At 58.5% G+C, this 16,349-nt stretch carries 19 protein-coding genes and 1 pseudogene; 12 read left to right on the forward strand and 8 right to left on the reverse strand.

Features of this window, described 5'->3' with window-relative positions; translation table 11 throughout:
- Positions 1–41 precede the first annotated feature (41 nt).
- From ACT2B1_RS02475 to ACT2B1_RS02485, 3 genes are read right to left on the reverse strand one after another with little or no spacing between them, the layout of a single operon-like run.
- Entirely contained in the window at positions 42–614 is a 573-nt protein-coding gene (locus tag ACT2B1_RS02475) for a MotE family protein (RefSeq protein ID WP_171123032.1), read from the reverse strand.
- Positions 611–1,111 carry a DUF6468 domain-containing protein gene (locus tag ACT2B1_RS02480; RefSeq protein ID WP_171211648.1) on the reverse strand — a complete coding sequence of 167 codons (501 nt, stop codon included), beginning with the start codon at positions 1,109–1,111 and terminating at the stop codon, positions 611–613. Before ACT2B1_RS02480 ends, ACT2B1_RS02475 begins: the two co-directional genes overlap by 4 nt.
- A 9-nt stretch (positions 1,112–1,120) precedes the next feature.
- Positions 1,121–1,618, reverse strand: coding sequence for a flagellar basal body-associated FliL family protein (locus ACT2B1_RS02485; RefSeq protein WP_481668510.1), 498 nt, complete (start codon positions 1,616–1,618; stop codon positions 1,121–1,123).
- 119 nt (positions 1,619–1,737) lie between these two features.
- Here ACT2B1_RS02485 and fliF point away from each other — a divergent pair.
- The 4 genes and pseudogenes from fliF to fliP all read left to right on the forward strand — a co-directional run bounded on the left by fliF (position 1,738) and on the right by fliP (position 4,935).
- Positions 1,738–3,328 (forward strand): annotated as a pseudogene (gene fliF / locus ACT2B1_RS02490) (flagellar basal-body MS-ring/collar protein FliF).
- Positions 3,328–3,924 carry a FliH/SctL family protein gene (locus tag ACT2B1_RS02495; RefSeq protein ID WP_481668511.1) on the forward strand — a complete coding sequence of 199 codons (597 nt, stop codon included), beginning with the start codon at positions 3,328–3,330 and terminating at the stop codon, positions 3,922–3,924. The pseudogene fliF and the gene ACT2B1_RS02495 overlap by 1 nt, the downstream one beginning before the upstream one ends.
- Positions 3,917–4,204 (forward strand): FliM/FliN family flagellar motor switch protein, encoded by a 288-nt coding sequence (locus ACT2B1_RS02500; RefSeq protein WP_171123022.1) that lies wholly within the window; start codon positions 3,917–3,919, stop codon positions 4,202–4,204. Before ACT2B1_RS02495 ends, ACT2B1_RS02500 begins: the two co-directional genes overlap by 8 nt.
- Positions 4,204–4,935, forward strand: a complete 732-nt coding sequence (fliP, locus tag ACT2B1_RS02505) for a flagellar type III secretion system pore protein FliP (protein ID WP_171134838.1) — start codon at positions 4,204–4,206, stop codon at positions 4,933–4,935. The genes ACT2B1_RS02500 and fliP overlap by 1 nt, the downstream gene beginning before the upstream one ends.
- Positions 4,936–4,939: 4 nt before the next feature.
- On the opposite strand, the gene ACT2B1_RS02510 is transcribed toward fliP, so the two are convergent.
- Both ACT2B1_RS02510 and ACT2B1_RS02515 read right to left on the reverse strand, forming a co-directional pair.
- Positions 4,940–6,382 carry a sensor histidine kinase gene (locus ACT2B1_RS02510; protein ID WP_171211652.1) on the reverse strand — a complete coding sequence of 481 codons (1,443 nt, stop codon included), beginning with the start codon at positions 6,380–6,382 and terminating at the stop codon, positions 4,940–4,942.
- On the reverse strand, positions 6,379–7,113 hold the full coding sequence (locus tag ACT2B1_RS02515; protein ID WP_481668512.1) for a response regulator transcription factor: 735 nt from the start codon (positions 7,111–7,113) through the stop codon (positions 6,379–6,381). Before ACT2B1_RS02515 ends, ACT2B1_RS02510 begins: the two co-directional genes overlap by 4 nt.
- Before the next feature lie 217 nt (positions 7,114–7,330).
- Here ACT2B1_RS02515 and ACT2B1_RS02520 point away from each other — a divergent pair, with 217 nt between their 5' ends.
- The 4 genes from ACT2B1_RS02520 to ACT2B1_RS02535 are packed head-to-tail and all read left to right on the forward strand — an operon-like array spanning position 7,331 to position 11,502.
- A complete protein-coding gene (locus tag ACT2B1_RS02520; RefSeq protein ID WP_171240329.1) occupies positions 7,331–8,575 on the forward strand; it encodes an ABC transporter substrate-binding protein in 1,245 nt (414 codons plus the stop codon).
- A gap of 58 nt (positions 8,576–8,633) precedes the next feature.
- The gene (locus ACT2B1_RS02525) at positions 8,634–9,506 is read left to right on the forward strand and encodes a carbohydrate ABC transporter permease (protein WP_170387762.1); all 873 of its coding nucleotides are present in this window, start codon (positions 8,634–8,636) and stop codon (positions 9,504–9,506) included.
- Positions 9,499–10,404 carry a carbohydrate ABC transporter permease gene (locus tag ACT2B1_RS02530; RefSeq protein WP_171124147.1) on the forward strand — a complete coding sequence of 302 codons (906 nt, stop codon included), beginning with the start codon at positions 9,499–9,501 and terminating at the stop codon, positions 10,402–10,404. The genes ACT2B1_RS02525 and ACT2B1_RS02530 overlap by 8 nt, the downstream gene beginning before the upstream one ends.
- Positions 10,405–10,407: 3 nt before the next feature.
- On the forward strand, positions 10,408–11,502 hold the full coding sequence (locus ACT2B1_RS02535; protein ID WP_171123009.1) for an ABC transporter ATP-binding protein: 1,095 nt from the start codon (positions 10,408–10,410) through the stop codon (positions 11,500–11,502).
- A gap of 56 nt (positions 11,503–11,558) precedes the next feature.
- On the opposite strand, the gene ACT2B1_RS02540 is transcribed toward ACT2B1_RS02535, so the two are convergent.
- Together ACT2B1_RS02540 and ACT2B1_RS02545 are read right to left on the reverse strand one after the other, a co-directional pair.
- A complete protein-coding gene (locus ACT2B1_RS02540) occupies positions 11,559–12,167 on the reverse strand; it encodes an MlaC/ttg2D family ABC transporter substrate-binding protein (RefSeq protein WP_171124150.1) in 609 nt (202 codons plus the stop codon).
- Positions 12,157–12,927 (reverse strand): MlaA family lipoprotein, encoded by a 771-nt coding sequence (locus ACT2B1_RS02545; RefSeq protein ID WP_481668996.1) that lies wholly within the window; start codon positions 12,925–12,927, stop codon positions 12,157–12,159. Before ACT2B1_RS02545 ends, ACT2B1_RS02540 begins: the two co-directional genes overlap by 11 nt.
- Positions 12,928–13,270: 343 nt before the next feature.
- On the opposite strand from ACT2B1_RS02545, the gene ACT2B1_RS02550 reads away from it, so the two are divergent.
- From ACT2B1_RS02550 to ACT2B1_RS02565, 4 genes are read left to right on the forward strand one after another with little or no spacing between them, the layout of a single operon-like run.
- Complete coding sequence (locus ACT2B1_RS02550) at positions 13,271–13,726, forward strand: RidA family protein (RefSeq protein ID WP_171123005.1); 456 nt, start codon at positions 13,271–13,273, stop codon at positions 13,724–13,726.
- The gene (locus ACT2B1_RS02555) at positions 13,723–14,490 is read left to right on the forward strand and encodes a glycerophosphodiester phosphodiesterase family protein (RefSeq protein WP_171240330.1); all 768 of its coding nucleotides are present in this window, start codon (positions 13,723–13,725) and stop codon (positions 14,488–14,490) included. The genes ACT2B1_RS02550 and ACT2B1_RS02555 overlap by 4 nt, the downstream gene beginning before the upstream one ends.
- 45 nt (positions 14,491–14,535) lie before the next feature.
- Positions 14,536–15,723: a GNAT family N-acetyltransferase gene (locus tag ACT2B1_RS02560; protein ID WP_171240331.1), complete on the forward strand. Its 1,188-nt coding sequence runs from the start codon at positions 14,536–14,538 to the stop codon at positions 15,721–15,723.
- On the forward strand, positions 15,720–16,013 hold the full coding sequence (locus ACT2B1_RS02565) for a 4a-hydroxytetrahydrobiopterin dehydratase (RefSeq protein WP_170387748.1): 294 nt from the start codon (positions 15,720–15,722) through the stop codon (positions 16,011–16,013). The genes ACT2B1_RS02560 and ACT2B1_RS02565 overlap by 4 nt, the downstream gene beginning before the upstream one ends.
- Here the strand turns inward: ACT2B1_RS02565 and ACT2B1_RS02570 are convergent.
- Complete coding sequence (locus ACT2B1_RS02570; RefSeq protein ID WP_171122999.1) at positions 16,010–16,321, reverse strand: hypothetical protein; 312 nt, start codon at positions 16,319–16,321, stop codon at positions 16,010–16,012. The two genes, ACT2B1_RS02565 and ACT2B1_RS02570, sit on opposite strands and share 4 nt — an antisense overlap.
- Between the last annotated feature and the right edge of the window lie 28 nt (positions 16,322–16,349).

The following is a 16,349-nucleotide window of genomic DNA, read 5'->3' on the forward strand; positions in this document are numbered from 1 at the left end:
GTGATCTCCAGCAGAGTCAAAGGCGGGTGTTAAGATTCAGGTCATTCTTGGGGGGCTGAGGCGTTTCGACCGGCCATGATGACACTGATCGTATAAGCCGCCTCGGGGCTGAGCCCGGCCAGAACGCCCGCTGCCGCATCGGGTGGCATGCGCGACAGGAAACCTGCCGCAAACCCCGGGTCCATCGTTTCAAACAAGGCTGCGGCGTCTTTCGGCTTCATGCTTTGATAAACGTCAGTCAGGCGTGTCAGGTCGGTTTCGGCGGCTTTTTCGGCATAGGCCAGCGTTTCGCGCAGGTTTTCTTCGGCCTCCTGCAAGGCGACCAACCTGCTCGCAATGGCCCGATCCGCGATACTCAGGGCCTTTTCCTTGACCTGCAACGCCGCCTCGCGGTCTTTCAACGCTTCTTCGCGGCGCAACAGCGCGGTCAGAAGTTCCTGCGCCCCGGGCCGGTCTACCTGAGTATTGGCGGGCTCGGATGCCGTTGGTTCGGTGGTCTTGGCGAGGGCAGGTCCGGCTTCAAGTCCCACTCGAATCGCGGCTGAGCCGACCATCAAAGCGGATATCACTGCAAGAACACCACCTTTGGGTCGGTTGGCAGGTTCGCGCTTCATCCTGTGACCTCGCCCCGATTACGACCATGCCGCATGAACATCAGGCCAACCGGTCGTTTGGCGGGGCTGTCTTGCTCTGGTTTCTGGACGTGATCCGCATCATCTTCTGATGTGTCAGCTCTGTGAGCGACGTCTGGTGAAATCTCAGCCTCTGGGGCCTCTGGCGCAGTATCAGTTTCGGCTTTGGTGGGGGCTTCGGGCTTGGGTTCTTCCGTGATGACGTCGTGCATCGACGCCATCATCAGTTCCAACTGCTGCGCAACTGTTTCTGCTCGCTGGGTCAGGTCCTTCAAGTCATCCCCAGATTTGTCAGTCGCCGCCCGCGCTGCATCCAGTGATTTCTTCAATTCATCCGCCTGCGTCGACAAGACAGCCACCGCGCCACCGACCCCTTTTTCCAGATCTGTGAAACGCCTCAGGCGCCGGGACAGAACGAAGCAGTACAAACCCGCACCAAGGGCCCCCGCAACAAGCAACATATCTGCGATCAGTTCCAACTTCGCCTCCTAGTTCAGTACGAATTCCATGACGAGGACATCGCGCACGCGATCTTCTCCGACGACTATTCCGATGCGCCGAAGCAGGTGTCCGCGGATACGCATAAGCGCCAGAGAATCTTCGAGGTCTGAGATTTCGACCGCGCGCAGGTATCCGTTCAGAACGTCCATGATTCGCGGTTTCACTTTTTCGACGTCACCCAGGAATTCAGAACTCACCTCAAGTTGAGCGTGAAATTTCAAGTGGCGGGACGCGCCTGTATTTACCGAAACGATCACTGGCGGAAGGTCGACAAAGCCAACATCGGGCAACGCCATTCCGGGCGTATTTTTCTTTTTTTCCTTGGCCTCATGCGTGCTGGTCTTGGTCCCGATTGGCAACGCCCCCGAGGTGGTCAGAAAATACCCGCCTGCTGCGCCAATCATCGCCAGAATCAGCCCGATGATCAGCCCCATTTTCCCCGATTTTTTCGGGATTTCTGCCTGTTCTGCGGTCGCGTCGGTCATGAGGTCCTCATTCATCCGTTCTGCGATCGTCATAACCCGGCAGGGACTAACCGATTGTTAAGGGCAATCGTCCAAACAAGGGATGCGCCGGGCAGAATGTCGGCGAGTCGGAGGTGAGCGTGCAGCAGATCGGAACTGTCTGGGCTAGTTTGGACAGGCGTAAACAAATCATCCTTGCCGGTGCGGTTGTGCTGGTGTTTTTGGGCGTCCTTGCGATGTCGCGATTGGTGACGGCACCGTCGATGACCTTGCTCTATGCCGGGCTGGAAAGTGGCGCGGCGGGGGATATCGTCCGATCGCTGGAACACCGTGGCGTTCCCTACGAGATTCGGGGCGGCTCGATCTATGTGCCGGGGTCGCAGCGGGACGAACTGCGCATGACACTGGCGAGCGAAGGTTTGCCCGCCAACGGAACGCAGGGGTACGAGCTTCTGGATTCGCTTAGCGGTTTTGGCACGACGTCGCAGATGTTCGATGCTGCTTATTGGCGTGCAAAAGAAGGTGAGCTGGCCCGGACCATCGTTGGCAGCCCGCATATCAGTCAGGCGCGTGTGCATATCGCGAATGGATCAACCAATCCGTTTCAACGCAGCATCGCGCCGACGGCGTCGGTCTATGTGGTGTCTTCAGGGGCGGAAATTACAGCGGATCAGGCCAAGGCGATCCGGTTTCTTGTTGCCTCGGCCGTCAGCGGGCTTGCGCCCGAGAATGTGGCGGTAATCGATTCCAGCGGGGCCGTGATTGGCGCGCAGGATAATGCTGTTGCCTCGGACACGGCTGATGAAAAGTCGCGCCAGTTGCGCGAGCGGGTCTTGCGCCTTGTCGAAGCTCGAGTCGGGGCCGGAAACGCGGTTGTTGAGGTCAGCGTTGATACCGTGACCAAAACGGAATCCATACGCGAACGTCGGTTTGATCCCAACGGTCGGGTCGCGATCAGCACGGATGTCGAGGAACGCTCGGACAGTGCGCGGAACCAATCGGCGGATGTAACGGTGGCGTCGAACCTGCCGGATGGCGATGGCGCGGGCGGTGATGAGTTCGAACTCGAACGCGACGCAAACGCGCGAACGTGTGAACTATGAGGTTTCAGAGACAGAGCTTGAGGTTCACAATGCACCGGGGGTGGTCAAAAGACTGACTGTCGCCGTTCTGGTGAACGGAACTCGAGCGGTGGATGCCGCTGGGGTGGAACGCTTCGAACCGATGCCGCAGGCTGAACTTGCCGCGCTTGAGGAATTGGTGGCCTCAGCGGTTGGTTTCGACGCCGAACGCGGGGACGTGATTACCTTAAAGTCCCTGAACCTCCCGGTGGTTGAACCACAGGGGACCTTGGCGTCTGCTTCGATCTGGCAAAAAGTGCATTTGGACGCGATGTCGTTAATTCAGATGGTGGTTCTGGCGTTTGTCGCTCTGGTTTTGGGCCTGTTCGTGATCCGCCCAATCCTAACGAAACCGAGCGAAGCGACCTCCTTGTTGCCTGCGTCCCAGCCGACCGAGCCAGATGCTGCCCTGACCGGCGAGATTGCGACCAGGGACAACGGCAATTTCGCTCCGCTTGAGGCGCAGGCACCCGCAGGCAACGTACCAGCACTTGCTCCGTCAACCGGCGCTGATCCGGTGGAGCGGCTGCGGGCGATGATCGGCGACAAGCAGGAAGAGACTGTCGAAATCCTGCGCAGTTGGCTTGAGGAAGAGGAGGAGCGGGTCTGATGTCAATTGCTCACCTTCTGGAAGATTGCACCCTGCAGGCTGGAACAGGAAAGGTGCATCTCCTGGATGACGACGCGCTGGAAGAAATGCGGCTGGCTGCGTTTGAAGCAGGCTACAGCGCAGGATGGGAAGACGCGCTTCAGGCGCGGGAACAGGACCGTGGCGAGGCGTCTGCAACTCTGGCCAAATCACTTGAGGATATGTCCTTCACATATCACGAAGCGATTGCACGGATGTCCACGTCGTTGGAGCCGATGTTCCAGAGTCTAATGCGAACCGTTTTGCCCGAATCACTGGATCGGGGTTTTGCGGCCCGGCTGGTCGAACAGTTGACCGAAATGGCGCGTGATCACATCGGGCAGCCCATGCAGGCCTTTGTGCCCGAAGGGTGCGCGCCCGAGTTGGAGAGCATGGTGCCAGAGAGTCTGTCCTCCGAGACCCAGGTGATTGAAGACCCGGCATTGGAGCCCGGTCAAGCGCGCTTGCAGGTCGGTGTATTCCAACGTGAGGTAGATTGCAGCGCCCTGCTTGCAACGATCTCAGGCGCATTCGACGCGTATGTTTTTGAGGCAAAAGAGGCATTGAGCCATGAGTGACGACCAAATCCCAAAACCTGAAAAGTCCAGTCCCTTCGACTCTGTCCCGATCGAGGTCACGGTCTCGGTCGGGCGCGCGCGTCCCCTGATCCGGGATTTGCTGAACATGGGTGAGAATGCGGTGCTAACCTTGGACAAGCGGATCGAAGACCCGGTCGATCTGTATGTTGGCGATCACTTGGTGGCGCGCGGACTGTTGGAAGAGATGGAGGGCGATCAGGCGGGTCAGCTAGCCGTGAGGTTGACCGAGATTGCGGACTTGCAGAACGGGATCGGTTGATGCGCTTGCTGCTTTGGGTGGCCGTGGCCGCTGTATCTTTGATGCCCTCGCTGGCGGCGGCGCAAGAGCTGTCGCTCTCGCTGGGAGAGGGCGGCTCGATCTCGGCGCGGACCATCCAGTTGATCCTTCTGATCACAGTGCTGAGCCTTGCGCCCGGACTGGCGATCATGATCACGTGCTTTCCTTTTCTGATCACGGTTCTGGCTATCCTGCGACAAGGTATCGGATTGCAGCAATCTCCGCCCAATATGCTGATCGTTAGCCTGGCGCTGTTTCTCACCTATTTCATTATGGAGCCGGTCTTTACCGAAGCCTGGACAACCGGCATTCGCCCAATGATCGACGAAACAATGGATGTGGAACCGGCGCTTGAGCGCGCCCTGCAGCCATTTCGAAGCTTTATGGCGGCTCGGCTAGATCCGGATACATTTCATGCGATGGCCGCCCTGCGTCCTGAGGGGGAGGCGATTGCCTTGTCGCCCCAAGCGCCGCTTTCGATTCTGATGCCGTCTTTCATGTTGTCTGAAATTGCTCGGGCATTTCAGATTGGTTTTCTGATCTTCCTGCCCTTCCTGATCATCGACCTGGTTGTAGCTGCGGTACTGATGTCTATGGGCATGATGATGGTGCCACCAGCGACAGTATCGCTGCCGTTTAAGTTGGCATTCTTTGTTATCGCGGATGGCTGGTCCCTGATCGCAGGTGCGTTGGTGCGCAGCTATATGACCTGACCTGTTATTGCCGGGTGATCTGCAGGCACGCGCGCAGGCCCCTGTCGCCGGCCTCGAAACTCAGCGCGCCTCCGTGTTGTTCTGCAACTGTCGCGGCAATCGTCAGACCCAGCCCGAAACCATCGGACGATCCCGTATTCGATCCACGCCGAAACGGGGTCATCAAATCTTCGATATCCGAAACGGACAGATCGGTGCCCTTATCCTGAATTGTGATGGTTGCGGTGCGCGCATCCGTTTCCAGTTGCACCTCGGCATGGCGACCATATTTCAGGGCGTTGTCAATCAGGTTGGTCAAGGCGCGTTTCAGGGAAATCGGTCGCCCCATGACCAGCATACGCCGTGTCTCGGGCAGGCTGCCTTGTCCCCGGCGGGACATGAAGACCGAAGGCGCGCCCTGCACCGCCACCGGATCGACCTTTTGCAAGGTAACCGGCAGATCCATGTCCTGATAATCAGCGACGACCGCTTCGACCAAAGCGGTCAGTGAAATCTGGCGCGGCTCTTCAACGCTGAGTTCAGACCGCGTGTAGGTCAGGACGCTTTCGATCATCCCCGTCATCTGATCCACATCCGCCTCGAGCTTTTCGCGCAGCTCGTCATCCGGGATCAGGGCGGCCCTAAGCCGGACACGGGTTGCCGGCGTTCCAAGGTCATGACTGACCCCGGACAGAACTGTTGCACGTTTTTCCAGTTGCGCGCGTTCCGCTTCGAGATGTGCGTTTACGGCCGATACGATGTCCTGCAGTTCAGCGGGGCCGCTCGTGTCATAACTGTCCGGACCGCCGCGCCGCTGGCGCTCTCGCAAAGCGTGGGAAAAACGTGTGAACGTATCCGACGCGTTCCCGACCGACGTCATGATCACCGCCAGCGCGACAACGCCCAACAGGATTGCCGGCAATCTCAGGTCAGCAGGCGCGGCCCGGCATCCCCAGATATTCGTTCCATCCACCTGGTACCATGGCCCCCGTCCGAATTGCGCGAACACGATGGGCTCACTGCAATAAGTCGCCAGCAGTTTGGTCAGGTTGCCCATCTTTTCGGGGCCGGTCTGATCGCTGCCGGAAACGATATCGGACACCGGATAGACCAACCGGTCAGACAGGACGGCCAGCGTCAGTTCCCGTCCACTCAGTGGGGACGAACTGTCGGTCAGGATGGACAGGTTGGTCACGAACCGGCGGTCGGAAAAACCCGGAACGCGGTTGAACTCACCTCTCTCTGCAAGCGTTGCATTGTCAGGCGACAAAGGTGTGATGGAAAACTCAGGGGAGGAGACCATTCCGGTGCGCAGGTCCTCATAGATCGTAAAACCGGCAACAAACGAACGCATCTGGAACTGGGTCCAGGCGCGGGATGACGCGAACCACAGGCTAGCGCAGAGCACTCCTACGGCAAATGCTGATACCGCCCAGATCCAGCCGAGGTTGCGCAGGCGCAACGTCATTCCTCTTGCACCGAAACATCTGCGGCGAACACGTATCCAACGCCGCGCTCAGTGCGCAGCATCTGCGGGTCCTTCGGATTGGTTTCGATCTTTGACCGCAAGCGACCAACCAGCATGTCGATGGCCCGTCCTTGCGCTTCTGGCTTGTCTGAGTCGCCGGTTACGTCCAGCGCGGTAACGATTTCGTCGCGCTTCAGTGGAATATGCGGATTGGCCAGCAAAACCTTCAGCAGCGCCGTTTCACGTTGCGACAGCGCGACCAGATAACCCTCGGGTGAGTGCACCTCATCCCGTTTACCGTCATAGAGCCACCCGTCGAACCGGAAGCTACGAGTCCGGCGGCGGTAGGCCAGAGAAGGCGTCCGGCGCGCCCGTTGCATTACTGCGCGCACGCGGGCCAGCAGTAGTTGAGGATTGAACGGCTTGGCGATGTAGTCATCGGCCCCAACCTCGTACCCCGCCATGCGTTGGTGATCTGCCGACAAAGCGGATACCAGAATGATCGGCACGTCCTGTTCGGCACGCAGCCGGGAACAGATTTCAACACCGTTCTCATCGCCCAGCATGACGTCCAGCAGAATAAGGTCGATGCGGCCCGCATTCAGGTGTGCGCGAATTTCAGCCTCGGAACTGGCGGGCAGGGCGATAAAGCCGTTTTGCTGCAGGAACTGGGTCATCATTGACCGCATGTCCGGGTCGTCATCGACCACCAACAGCCGCGGAATGCTCACAGTATTCGTCCTCCCGTGCTCTGCCTCCTGGCGTCATCAATTGTAACGAACGGAAACAGATTCAATGTCAACGTAACACGCTGTAACAGAAGCGGTGAATATTTGGACCATCGCAGCGGCTTGACGCGGATTTCACGTTGCCAGACGGCACCCGAACACCAGTATGGCCGTTATCGCTGCTGCGGCAGCCTGTAAGTTCTCAGGGAGGAGACAGAAAATGAAGCGTTTTGCATTTGCCACTGTATCGACGATGGCGGTTTTGACCGGATCGTCGGTGCTGGCGGGCCCCGAAGCCGAAGTTCTGCATTGGTGGACGTCGGGCGGTGAGGCCAAGTCGGTAGCCGTTCTGCAGGAAGAGTTCGCCTCGAATGGCGGCACCTGGACCGACATGCCGGTCGCTGGTGGCGGCGGTGATGCTGCAATGACAGCCCTGCGTGCCCGTGTTCTGGCCGGGAACGCGCCGACCGCTGTTCAGTTGAAAGGCCCGGCGATTCAGGAATGGTATGAAGAAGGCGTTCTGGCCGATATCTCATCCGTTGCCGAAGCCGAAGGCTGGGCCGATGTTCTGCCGGCCTCGATCGCGGGTCATATGATGTGCGAAGGCACATGGTGTGCCGCGCCTGTGAACGTCCACCGCGTGGACTGGATCTGGGCCAATGCGGATGTCCTGGCCGCCAATGGCATCGAGATGCCGACCACGTGGGACGAGTTCAACGCGGCTGCCGTCAAGCTGATGGATGCCGGAGTAATTCCGCTGGCTCATGGTGGTCAGTCCTGGCAGGACGCGACCGTGTTCGAAGCTGTACTGCTGGGCATCGGCGGACCGGAATTCTACCAAAAGGCGCTGGTTGATCTGGACCCCGAGGCGCTGACCTCGGACACAATGGTGCAGGTGTTTGACCAGATGCGGACCTTGCGCGGTTATGTGGACGAAAACTTCTCGGGACGTGACTGGAACCTGGCGACAGCCATGGTGATGAACGGCGAAGCGGCCTTTCAGATCATGGGTGACTGGGCCAAGGGTGAGTTCTTGGCGGCTGGCAAAAAGCCGGGTGAGGACTTCCTGTGCGCGTCGACGCCCGGTGATGGCTATCTGTACAATGTCGACAGCTTTGCCATGTTCGACGTGGATGGAGATGACAAGAAGGCCGGGCAGGATCTGCTGGCCAAGCTGATCGTCGCGCCGAACTTCCAGAAAGTGTTCAACCTGAACAAAGGTTCGATCCCGGCACGGACCGACGTGGCGCTGGATGACTTTGACATCTGCGCAAACCTGTCGGCCGAAGACATGGGCTCGACCTCGGCCAGCGGTTCGCTGCTGCCGTCCTATGCTCATGGCATGGCATTGCGTGGGTCGCAGTCTGGTGCGATTACCGATGTTGTAACCGCGCATTTCAACTCGGAAATGTCCTCGGCTGACGCGGTTCAGCAACTGGCGGACGCAGTGGCAAACAGCTACTGATCCAATACGCTCTGCCCCCTATACTGACGGGGCAGAGCATCTTTCCCCGGAGGAAAAAATGTCCGAATGGCTGGAAAACCACCTGCCCAAGGTGGTGCTGGCACCGTCGTTCATTGCCGTGTTGATCTTTGTCTACGGCTTTATCGGATGGACGGCTTGGGTGTCGCTAACCCGATCGAAACTGCTGCCGAAATACGAGATCAAGGGCTTCATCCAGTATGAACGCCTGTTCGACTCGCCCCGCTGGGATACGGCAATTAACAACCTGTATATCTTTGGCGCGCTGTTCATCGTGATCGCGATGGTGCTGGGCCTGTTGCTGGCGATCCTACTGGATCAGAAGATCCGTGTCGAAGGGGCGATCCGCACGATCTACCTGTACCCGATGGCGCTGTCGATGATCGTGACCGGCACGGCGTGGAAGTGGATTTTGAATCCGGGGTTGGGCATCGAATCCATGGTGCAGGGCTGGGGGTTCACAAACTTCGAGTTTGACTGGCTAGTGAACCCCGACTACGCCATCTACACCATCGTCATGGCCGCGATCTGGCAAAGCTCGGGCTTCGTCATGGCGCTGTTTCTGGCCGGGCTACGGTCCGTGGATGGTGAGATCATCAAGGCCGCGCAGGTCGATGGTATCCCCACATGGCGCATTTATACGGCGATCATCATCCCCTCGATGGCCCCGATTTTCCTGTCGGCCTTCATCGTGCTGGCCCACCTTGCGATCAAAAGCTTTGACCTTGTCATCGCCTTGACAGGTGGTGGTCCGGGTTACGCGACCGATCTGCCGGCAACCTACATGTACGCCATGGCGTTTTCGCGCGGTGATATCGGTCAGGCGGCCTCTTCCGCGATGATCATGATGCTGGTCGTCTTTGCCATCGTCGTTCCCTATCTTTACTCAGAACTGAGGGCGAAAAATGACTGATCTGTCGATGCCCCAATCCCAAACCGAACCCCGTAGCCAAAGTGCCGCTGGCAAGATTGCCCTGCGATGGTTGCTCTATGTCCTGCTGGGCCTGTTTGCGCTGTATTACCTGATGCCGCTGTTCGTGATGTTGACCACATCGCTGAAAAGCCTTGAGGAAATCCGCACCGGGTCCCTGATATCCTTACCGCGCGAGGTCAGCTTTGATGCCTGGAAAACCGCATGGTCCGGTGCCTGTACCGGTATTCAGTGCGAGGGCTTGCGGCCTTATTTCTGGAACTCGGTCCTGATCGCGGTGCCTGCTGTGGCGATCTCGACCCTGCTGGGCGCGCTGAATGGTTATGTCGTCGCTCAGTGGCGGTTCAAAGGCGCGAACATCATCTTCTCGCTCATGCTGTTTGGCTGCTTCATCCCGTTTCAGGTGGTTTTGCTGCCCATGGCGCGTTTGCTGGGCATGATGGGGATCGCCGGGACCATTCCGGGCCTGATCTTTGTCCACGTCATCTACGGTTTGGGCTTCACCACGCTGTTTTTCCGCAACTACTATGTCACCATCCCGGCCGAGCTGACTAAGGCCGCGCGTGTCGATGGGGCCGGGTTCCTGCGGATTTTCTGGTCGATCTTCCTGCCGCTGTCGCTGCCGATCATCGTTGTGACCGTGATCTGGCAGTTCACGCAGATTTGGAACGACTTCCTGTTCGGCGTGTCGTTCAGCCAGGCGGGCACGCAGCCCGTGACCGTAGCTCTGAATAACATCGTAAACTCCACCACCGGCGTCAAAGAATACAACGTCGACATGGCCGCCGCGATCATCGCAGGGCTGCCGACGCTGCTCGTCTATGTCGTTGCCGGTAAGTATTTCATCCGCGGTCTGACCGCCGGTTCTGTGAAAGGATAAATCATGGCTCCGATCCTCGATATCCAAAATCTGTATAAAAATTACGGCGCGACCGAGATTCTAAAGGACATCAACATCTCGATCGAGCCGGGTGATTTCCTGGTTCTGGTCGGCCCCTCGGGGTGCGGCAAGTCCACCCTGCTGAACTGTATCGCAGGGCTGGAGGAGATCACCGGCGGCACCTTGTCCATTGGTGGCAATGACATGACCCATGTCAGCCCCAAGGACCGCGACATCGCGATGGTTTTCCAGTCGTATGCGCTTTACCCGACCATGACTGTCGCCAAGAACATCACGTTCGGCATGAAAGTGCGCGGGGTGGATCAGGCGACGCAGGATGCCAAGCTGAAAGAAGTCGCGCAGCTTTTGCAGATCGAGCCTCTGTTGAACCGCCGCCCCAGCCAGTTGTCAGGTGGGCAGCGACAGCGTGTTGCGATGGGCCGGGCGCTAGTGCGCGATCCCAAGCTGTTCCTGTTTGACGAGCCGCTGTCGAACCTCGACGCCAAGCTGCGGGTCGAGATGCGGACCGAGATCAAGAAACTGCATCAGACGCTGGATGCGTCGATCGTTTACGTGACCCATGACCAGATTGAGGCGATGACGCTGGCGACCAAGATCGTCGTGCTGAAAGGCGGGGTGGTTCAGCAAATCGGCACCCCCGCCGAGATCTACAACAACCCGGCCAACCTGTTTGTGGCCGATTTCATGGGTTCGCCCGCGATGAACCTGATCCCGGCGCAGGCGCGGAAGAATGGCTCGGGCACCCAGATCGCCATCGCGCGCGACGGCGGTGAACTGGTGCTGAATGATGCACGTGATTTGTCGCTGCCGCAGGATGTGATTCTGGGCCTGCGCCCCGAAGACATCGCCGAGGCGGGGTTCCGTGCAGGTGATGGCGTGCAAGAGGCCGAGTGTCTGGTCGATATGGTCGAACCGGCGGGGGCCGATACCTATGTGGTTTCGGAACTGGGCGGCAAACAGGTCACGGCACGTCTGCACGCGGAAACCCGTGCGCAGGCTGGCAAAAAGTTGAACCTTGCCTTTGACATGAGCAAGGTGTCCTACTTTGCCAAGGAAACTGGCGAACGGCTGAATTAAAACAAAAGCGCCGCGCGGTCAGGGATCGGGCGGCGTCATTCCGAGTGTGAGGCGGATCAGCTCACCTTGTTCCGGTTCATGTCCTTGATCAGGCGGTTCAGGTCACCACCGCGGGCATCCAGCATGGCCCCGACCTCGGTCCGTTCGGTCAGCAGCATATTCACGCCTTCGATGAACATGTTGAAGAACTTGTCACGCCCCGACTTGTCGGAAACAAGGAAGGTCACTTCAAACGGCGACGATCCCTGTAGCTTGACTGAGGTGCGAACCTCGTACCCGGCCTTGATTTTGCGGGCATTGCGCACGGTGACCTGACCGCCGATGAATTCGCGGAAACGGCGACCGTATTTGTTCGAGATATAGCCCTGAAATGCGCTGGTAAATTGCTTCAGTTGCGCAGGGCTGGCGGACCGGCCATCGGCCCCAAGCACATAGCGCGCCATGATTGGCACGTCCGCATATTTCACGAAGATTTTCTCAAAATCGCGGATCATCGCTTTTTCGGATTTACCCGAGGCGATCACGCGGTTGATTTCATCCACGACACTGACAACCAACGCCTTGGCGCTGGCTTCGGTCTGGGCAAAAGCAGGAAGGGCGGTCATCAGCGCACCAGCCAAGCCGGTGGCGATAAAGTGGCGTCGGTTCAGATGGTTACTCGGCATAGGGGTCCTCGTAGGGGTCTAGGTAGGGGTCCCTGGCAGGGTCGGTCCCGGTTTCGGCGTAGGGATCGTCATACAGACCCAAATAGGCCTCTTCATCGTCCCTTGCCAGTTCAAAGCGCCGGTTTTGCAGGTAGATGGTCTGTGCCTGCCTGTAACTGTCAGCGCTTTCGTACAGGATTGAATCAACCGTATCCGAGAACCGGCCCCGATCCCCCATGCGGCGTACAACCTCGGCGTAGACACCGATATTGTCGACGGGGCGAACGGGGGTAAAGTTGATGGGGTTCGAGAACAGATTGACGATCACGCCGATCGAATCCCGCTGGGTTGACGGGCCATAGAACGGCAGTTCCACATAGGCGCCTTCGCCGACACCCCAGACGTGCAGGGTTTCGCCGAAGTCCGTATCCACCGGCGGCAGATTCAATTCGCTGGCAGGATCGGATAGGCCCGCGCCGCCGACGGTTGTGTTGATCACGAACCGCAGAAGGGCATTCCCGGATTGCTTGAGATTGCCTTGCAGCAGGTAATCCAGCGCCTGCCCCGGCATCGTCAGGTTTTCGGCGAAATGGTTGAAACTGGTGACCATCGGATCCGGAACGATCTTGACGTATCCCTTCGAGGCCGGGCGGAACAGGAACCGGTCAACGCCCAGATTGAACTTGTGGATGCCCCGATTGGCATTTTCATAGGGGTCGAAAGTTTCCCCCGGAGGCGTTCCTTCGGGTGGGCGTGTGGCACATGCACCAAGAACTGCCATAAGGGACAGGACGATCACGGGCTTTAAGCGAATTCTGCTCAACACGGTTTTTGCCACTCCAACATGCTCGGATGCGATACAGCCGAACGCTTAATCAATACTGGTTCTGGCCGCGCATTGACGGCTCAATTTGATGACACATAGGTGTTTCACAAAGACATTGAAACAGCCAGCGTTTAACCCGCACGAAGGGTCAAGGTAAAGTGACCAGAGAGGAACACTCTGGAATAAGAGAAGTTATGCTTAGTGCGCCTGCAACCCCAAAACCGCCGGTTTCGTGCTTTTCCAAATCCCTGAACCCGGTTAGCGTCCACCCGAGTCGAATTTAGGTGAGGATCATCACATGAGCATCGCAGCAAAACTGGAAAGCCTGGGCGTCACTTTGCCGGACGCGCCTGCTCCGGCCGCCAACTACGTCCCTTTCGTGCGTATCGGGAACATTGTCTATGTCTCGGGCCAGATTTCCAAGGATGACGACCTGATTACCGGTAAGCTTGGCGATGACATGGATGTCGAGGCCGGAGCCGCCGCGGCGAAGGTCTGCGCGATCAACCTGTTGGCACAGGTCAAGGCGGCCTGCGGTGGGGATATCGACAAGCTGGTGCGCGTGATCAAGCTGACCGGGTTCGTGAATTCGACCGCAGATTTCACTGCGCAGCCGCAGGTGATCAACGGCGCATCCGACTTTTTGGTCGAGGCGCTGGGCGAAGCGGGCCGCCATTCACGCTCGGCCGTCAGTGCTGCGTCGTTGCCGCTGGGCGTGGCGGTCGAGATCGAAGGTATCTTCGAGATCGCATGACGTCTGCTTTACCAGCCGCGTTCCTGCAGGCCCCGATCGCGCATCGGGCCTTGCATGACATCTCGGACAACCGCCCGGAAAACAGCCGGGCGGCCATTCGCGCAGCGATTCAGGCCGGATATGGAATCGAGATCGACCTGCAACTGACAGCAGACGACCGGGCCGTGGTGTTCCACGACTATGACTTGGCGCGTTTGACCGGCCAATCGGGTCCGATCCGTCAGGTTTCGTCGGCTGAGGCCTCGAAGCTGCCATTGTTGTTTGGCGATGACGGCATTCCAGCACTGGACGAGGTGTTGGACATCGTCGCGGGCCAGGTTCCTCTTTTGATCGAACTCAAGGATCAGGATGGTGCCATGGGCCCTAATGTCGGCCCGTTGGAGCACGACACCGTCCGCGCTTTGCAGGGCTATGACGGCCCTGTGGCGCTGATGTCGTTCAACCCCAATTCGGTGGCGGAACTGGCGCGTATCGCTCCGCATCTGCCGCGTGGGATCACAACCTGCGCCTATGAACCGAAGGTAGAGCTGTTGCCGCAGAATGTTTGCGACCATCTGCGTGGCATTCCGGATTTCGACCGGGTCGGAGCCAGCTTTATCAGCCACGAAGCCGCCGACCTGGCGCGCCCCCGCGTATCCGAACTGAAGGCGCAGGGCGTTCCGATCCTGTGCTGGACCATCCGCACGCCCGAACAAGAGGCAGAGGCCCGCAAGGTTGCGGATAATGTGACCTTCGAGGGGTATTTGGCCGCTCATCCGGGTTGAACCTAACCCCGTCCGTCACAGATAAAGATCAGACGCGGAGGGCACATGGATCAGGCACAGATTGAGGTTCGGGTACTGAATTCACTCGCGCAGATTCCTGCGGCTGAGTGGGACAGTTGCGCTTGCCCCGAAGCCTTGGACGGGGGTCGTCCGGTTGATCCTTTCACCACGCATCGGTTTCTGCTGGCATTGGAAGAAAGCGGTTCGGTCGGGCGCGGCACCGGCTGGCAGCCGCAGTATCTGACCGCCTATCTTGACGGGATGCTGATCGGAGCGGCGCCGATGTATGCCAAGTCGCATTCTCAGGGCGAGTACATCTTCGATCACAACTGGGCACATGCCTATGAAAACGCGGGCGGGCGCTATTACCCCAAGCTGCAGATCGCGGTACCCTTTACACCTGCAACGGGGCGGCGGTTTCTGGTTCGGCCGGGCTATGAAGGGGTAGGTATGTCCGCTCTGGTTCAAGGGGCGGTACAACTGGCGGCAGACAATCACGTGTCCTCAATTCACGCGACCTTCTGCACCGAGGCGGAGGCCGCCGCGGGCGAAGAAATGGGTCTAATGGTTCGCCATTCACAGCAGTTTCACTGGTTGAATGACGAGTATGACGATTTCGACGGGTTTCTGGCCGCGTTATCGTCGCGCAAGCGCAAGAATATCCGAAAGGAACGTGCGCAGGCTTGCAGTTTTGGAGGCCAGATCCATACCCTAAGCGGCGATGACCTGCGGCCTGAACATTGGGACGCGTTCTGGCGGTTCTATCAGGACACGGGCTCACGTAAGTGGGGAATGCCATATCTGACGCGGCAATTCTTTGATATTGCAAACGAAACCATGGCGGATGACATGGCCTTGGTGCTGGCCGAACGCGAAGGGTATCCGATTGCGGGCGCGTTGAATTTCATCGGGCGTGAGACACTATTTGGCCGCTATTGGGGGTGCGTTGAACACCATGCCTGCCTGCATTTCGAACTGTGCTATTATAGGGCGATCGACTTCGCCATTTCACAGGGCTTGGCGCGGGTCGAAGCCGGTGCACAGGGGGAACATAAACTGGCGCGCGGCTATCTGCCTACGCGCACGCATAGTCTGCACTGGGTGAATGACCCCGGCTTTGCCGATGCGATCAAGAAATATCTGGACGCCGAGGCCCACGCAGTGGGAGAAGAGATCGAGATTCTAACGGATTACGGCCCGTTCAGAAAATCGAACCCGGAGGAACAGCAATGACCGAACTATTGTCGACCGAGACCCGCGGCCCCCTTCTGGACCCGCTGTTCAAGAACGGCTGGACCATGGTCAAGGACCGGGATGCGATTACAAAAACCTTCATTTTCGAAGATTTCGTCCATGCGTTTGGTTGGATGACGCAGGTGGCGATTTTTGCTGAAAAGTGGAACCATCACCCTGAATGGTTCAATGTCTACCGCACGGTCGAAGTGACGCTTTCAACGCATGACGTCGGCGGGCTGTCGTCGCTTGACGCAAAACTTGCCCGCAAGATGGATAGCCTGGCCTAACCGCGATCCCCGCGTGAGCCCATGCCTCCGGCAAGGCTGGCGACTTCACCCAGACGCCTGAATTCGGCAGGGGTAACCGTGCCGTCGCTGACATCAATATTGCCGGGTATTCCGGTTCGACGGTTCCCGACCATGCGCACGGATCTGGCGGCAGGGTTGATCTCGAGGCAACGCGACTCATAACAGGTCAGGCCGCTGGTGCTGATCTGGATTTGTTGTTGGCCGTCGGGACCTGTGACCACGGGTGCTTGTGGCACATCGCAGGCCGCAAGCACGCCAAGAACACCCAGAGTAAACCATTTGTTCATTGCACGCTCCTGTCCGGTTCGACCGACG

The sequence above is a fragment of the Ruegeria sp. S263 genome (genome assembly GCF_056780525.1).

What these genes read in the sequence shown, in the direction of transcription:
- ACT2B1_RS02485 (WP_481668510.1), bottom strand. Translation starts at nt 1,618, where the DNA reads ATGACCGACGCGACCGCAGAACAGGCAGAAATCCCGAAAAAATCGGGG.
- ACT2B1_RS02475 (WP_171123032.1), bottom strand. Translation starts at nt 614, where the DNA reads ATGAAGCGCGAACCTGCCAACCGACCCAAAGGTGGTGTTCTTGCAGTG.
- ACT2B1_RS02560 (WP_171240331.1), top strand. Translation starts at nt 14,536, where the DNA reads ATGGATCAGGCACAGATTGAGGTTCGGGTACTGAATTCACTCGCGCAG.
- fliP (WP_171134838.1), top strand. Translation starts at nt 4,204, where the DNA reads ATGCGCTTGCTGCTTTGGGTGGCCGTGGCCGCTGTATCTTTGATGCCC.
- ACT2B1_RS02535 (WP_171123009.1), top strand. Translation starts at nt 10,408, where the DNA reads ATGGCTCCGATCCTCGATATCCAAAATCTGTATAAAAATTACGGCGCG.
- ACT2B1_RS02495 (WP_481668511.1), top strand. Translation starts at nt 3,328, where the DNA reads ATGTCAATTGCTCACCTTCTGGAAGATTGCACCCTGCAGGCTGGAACA.
- ACT2B1_RS02500 (WP_171123022.1), top strand. Translation starts at nt 3,917, where the DNA reads ATGAGTGACGACCAAATCCCAAAACCTGAAAAGTCCAGTCCCTTCGAC.
- ACT2B1_RS02530 (WP_171124147.1), top strand. Translation starts at nt 9,499, where the DNA reads ATGACTGATCTGTCGATGCCCCAATCCCAAACCGAACCCCGTAGCCAA.
- ACT2B1_RS02570 (WP_171122999.1), bottom strand. Translation starts at nt 16,321, where the DNA reads ATGAACAAATGGTTTACTCTGGGTGTTCTTGGCGTGCTTGCGGCCTGC.
- ACT2B1_RS02565 (WP_170387748.1), top strand. Translation starts at nt 15,720, where the DNA reads ATGACCGAACTATTGTCGACCGAGACCCGCGGCCCCCTTCTGGACCCG.
- ACT2B1_RS02525 (WP_170387762.1), top strand. Translation starts at nt 8,634, where the DNA reads ATGTCCGAATGGCTGGAAAACCACCTGCCCAAGGTGGTGCTGGCACCG.
- ACT2B1_RS02555 (WP_171240330.1), top strand. Translation starts at nt 13,723, where the DNA reads ATGACGTCTGCTTTACCAGCCGCGTTCCTGCAGGCCCCGATCGCGCAT.
- ACT2B1_RS02540 (WP_171124150.1), bottom strand. Translation starts at nt 12,167, where the DNA reads ATGCCGAGTAACCATCTGAACCGACGCCACTTTATCGCCACCGGCTTG.
- ACT2B1_RS02550 (WP_171123005.1), top strand. Translation starts at nt 13,271, where the DNA reads ATGAGCATCGCAGCAAAACTGGAAAGCCTGGGCGTCACTTTGCCGGAC.
- ACT2B1_RS02520 (WP_171240329.1), top strand. Translation starts at nt 7,331, where the DNA reads ATGAAGCGTTTTGCATTTGCCACTGTATCGACGATGGCGGTTTTGACC.
- ACT2B1_RS02545 (WP_481668996.1), bottom strand. Translation starts at nt 12,927, where the DNA reads ATGGCAGTTCTTGGTGCATGTGCCACACGCCCACCCGAAGGAACGCCT.
- ACT2B1_RS02510 (WP_171211652.1), bottom strand. Translation starts at nt 6,382, where the DNA reads ATGACGTTGCGCCTGCGCAACCTCGGCTGGATCTGGGCGGTATCAGCA.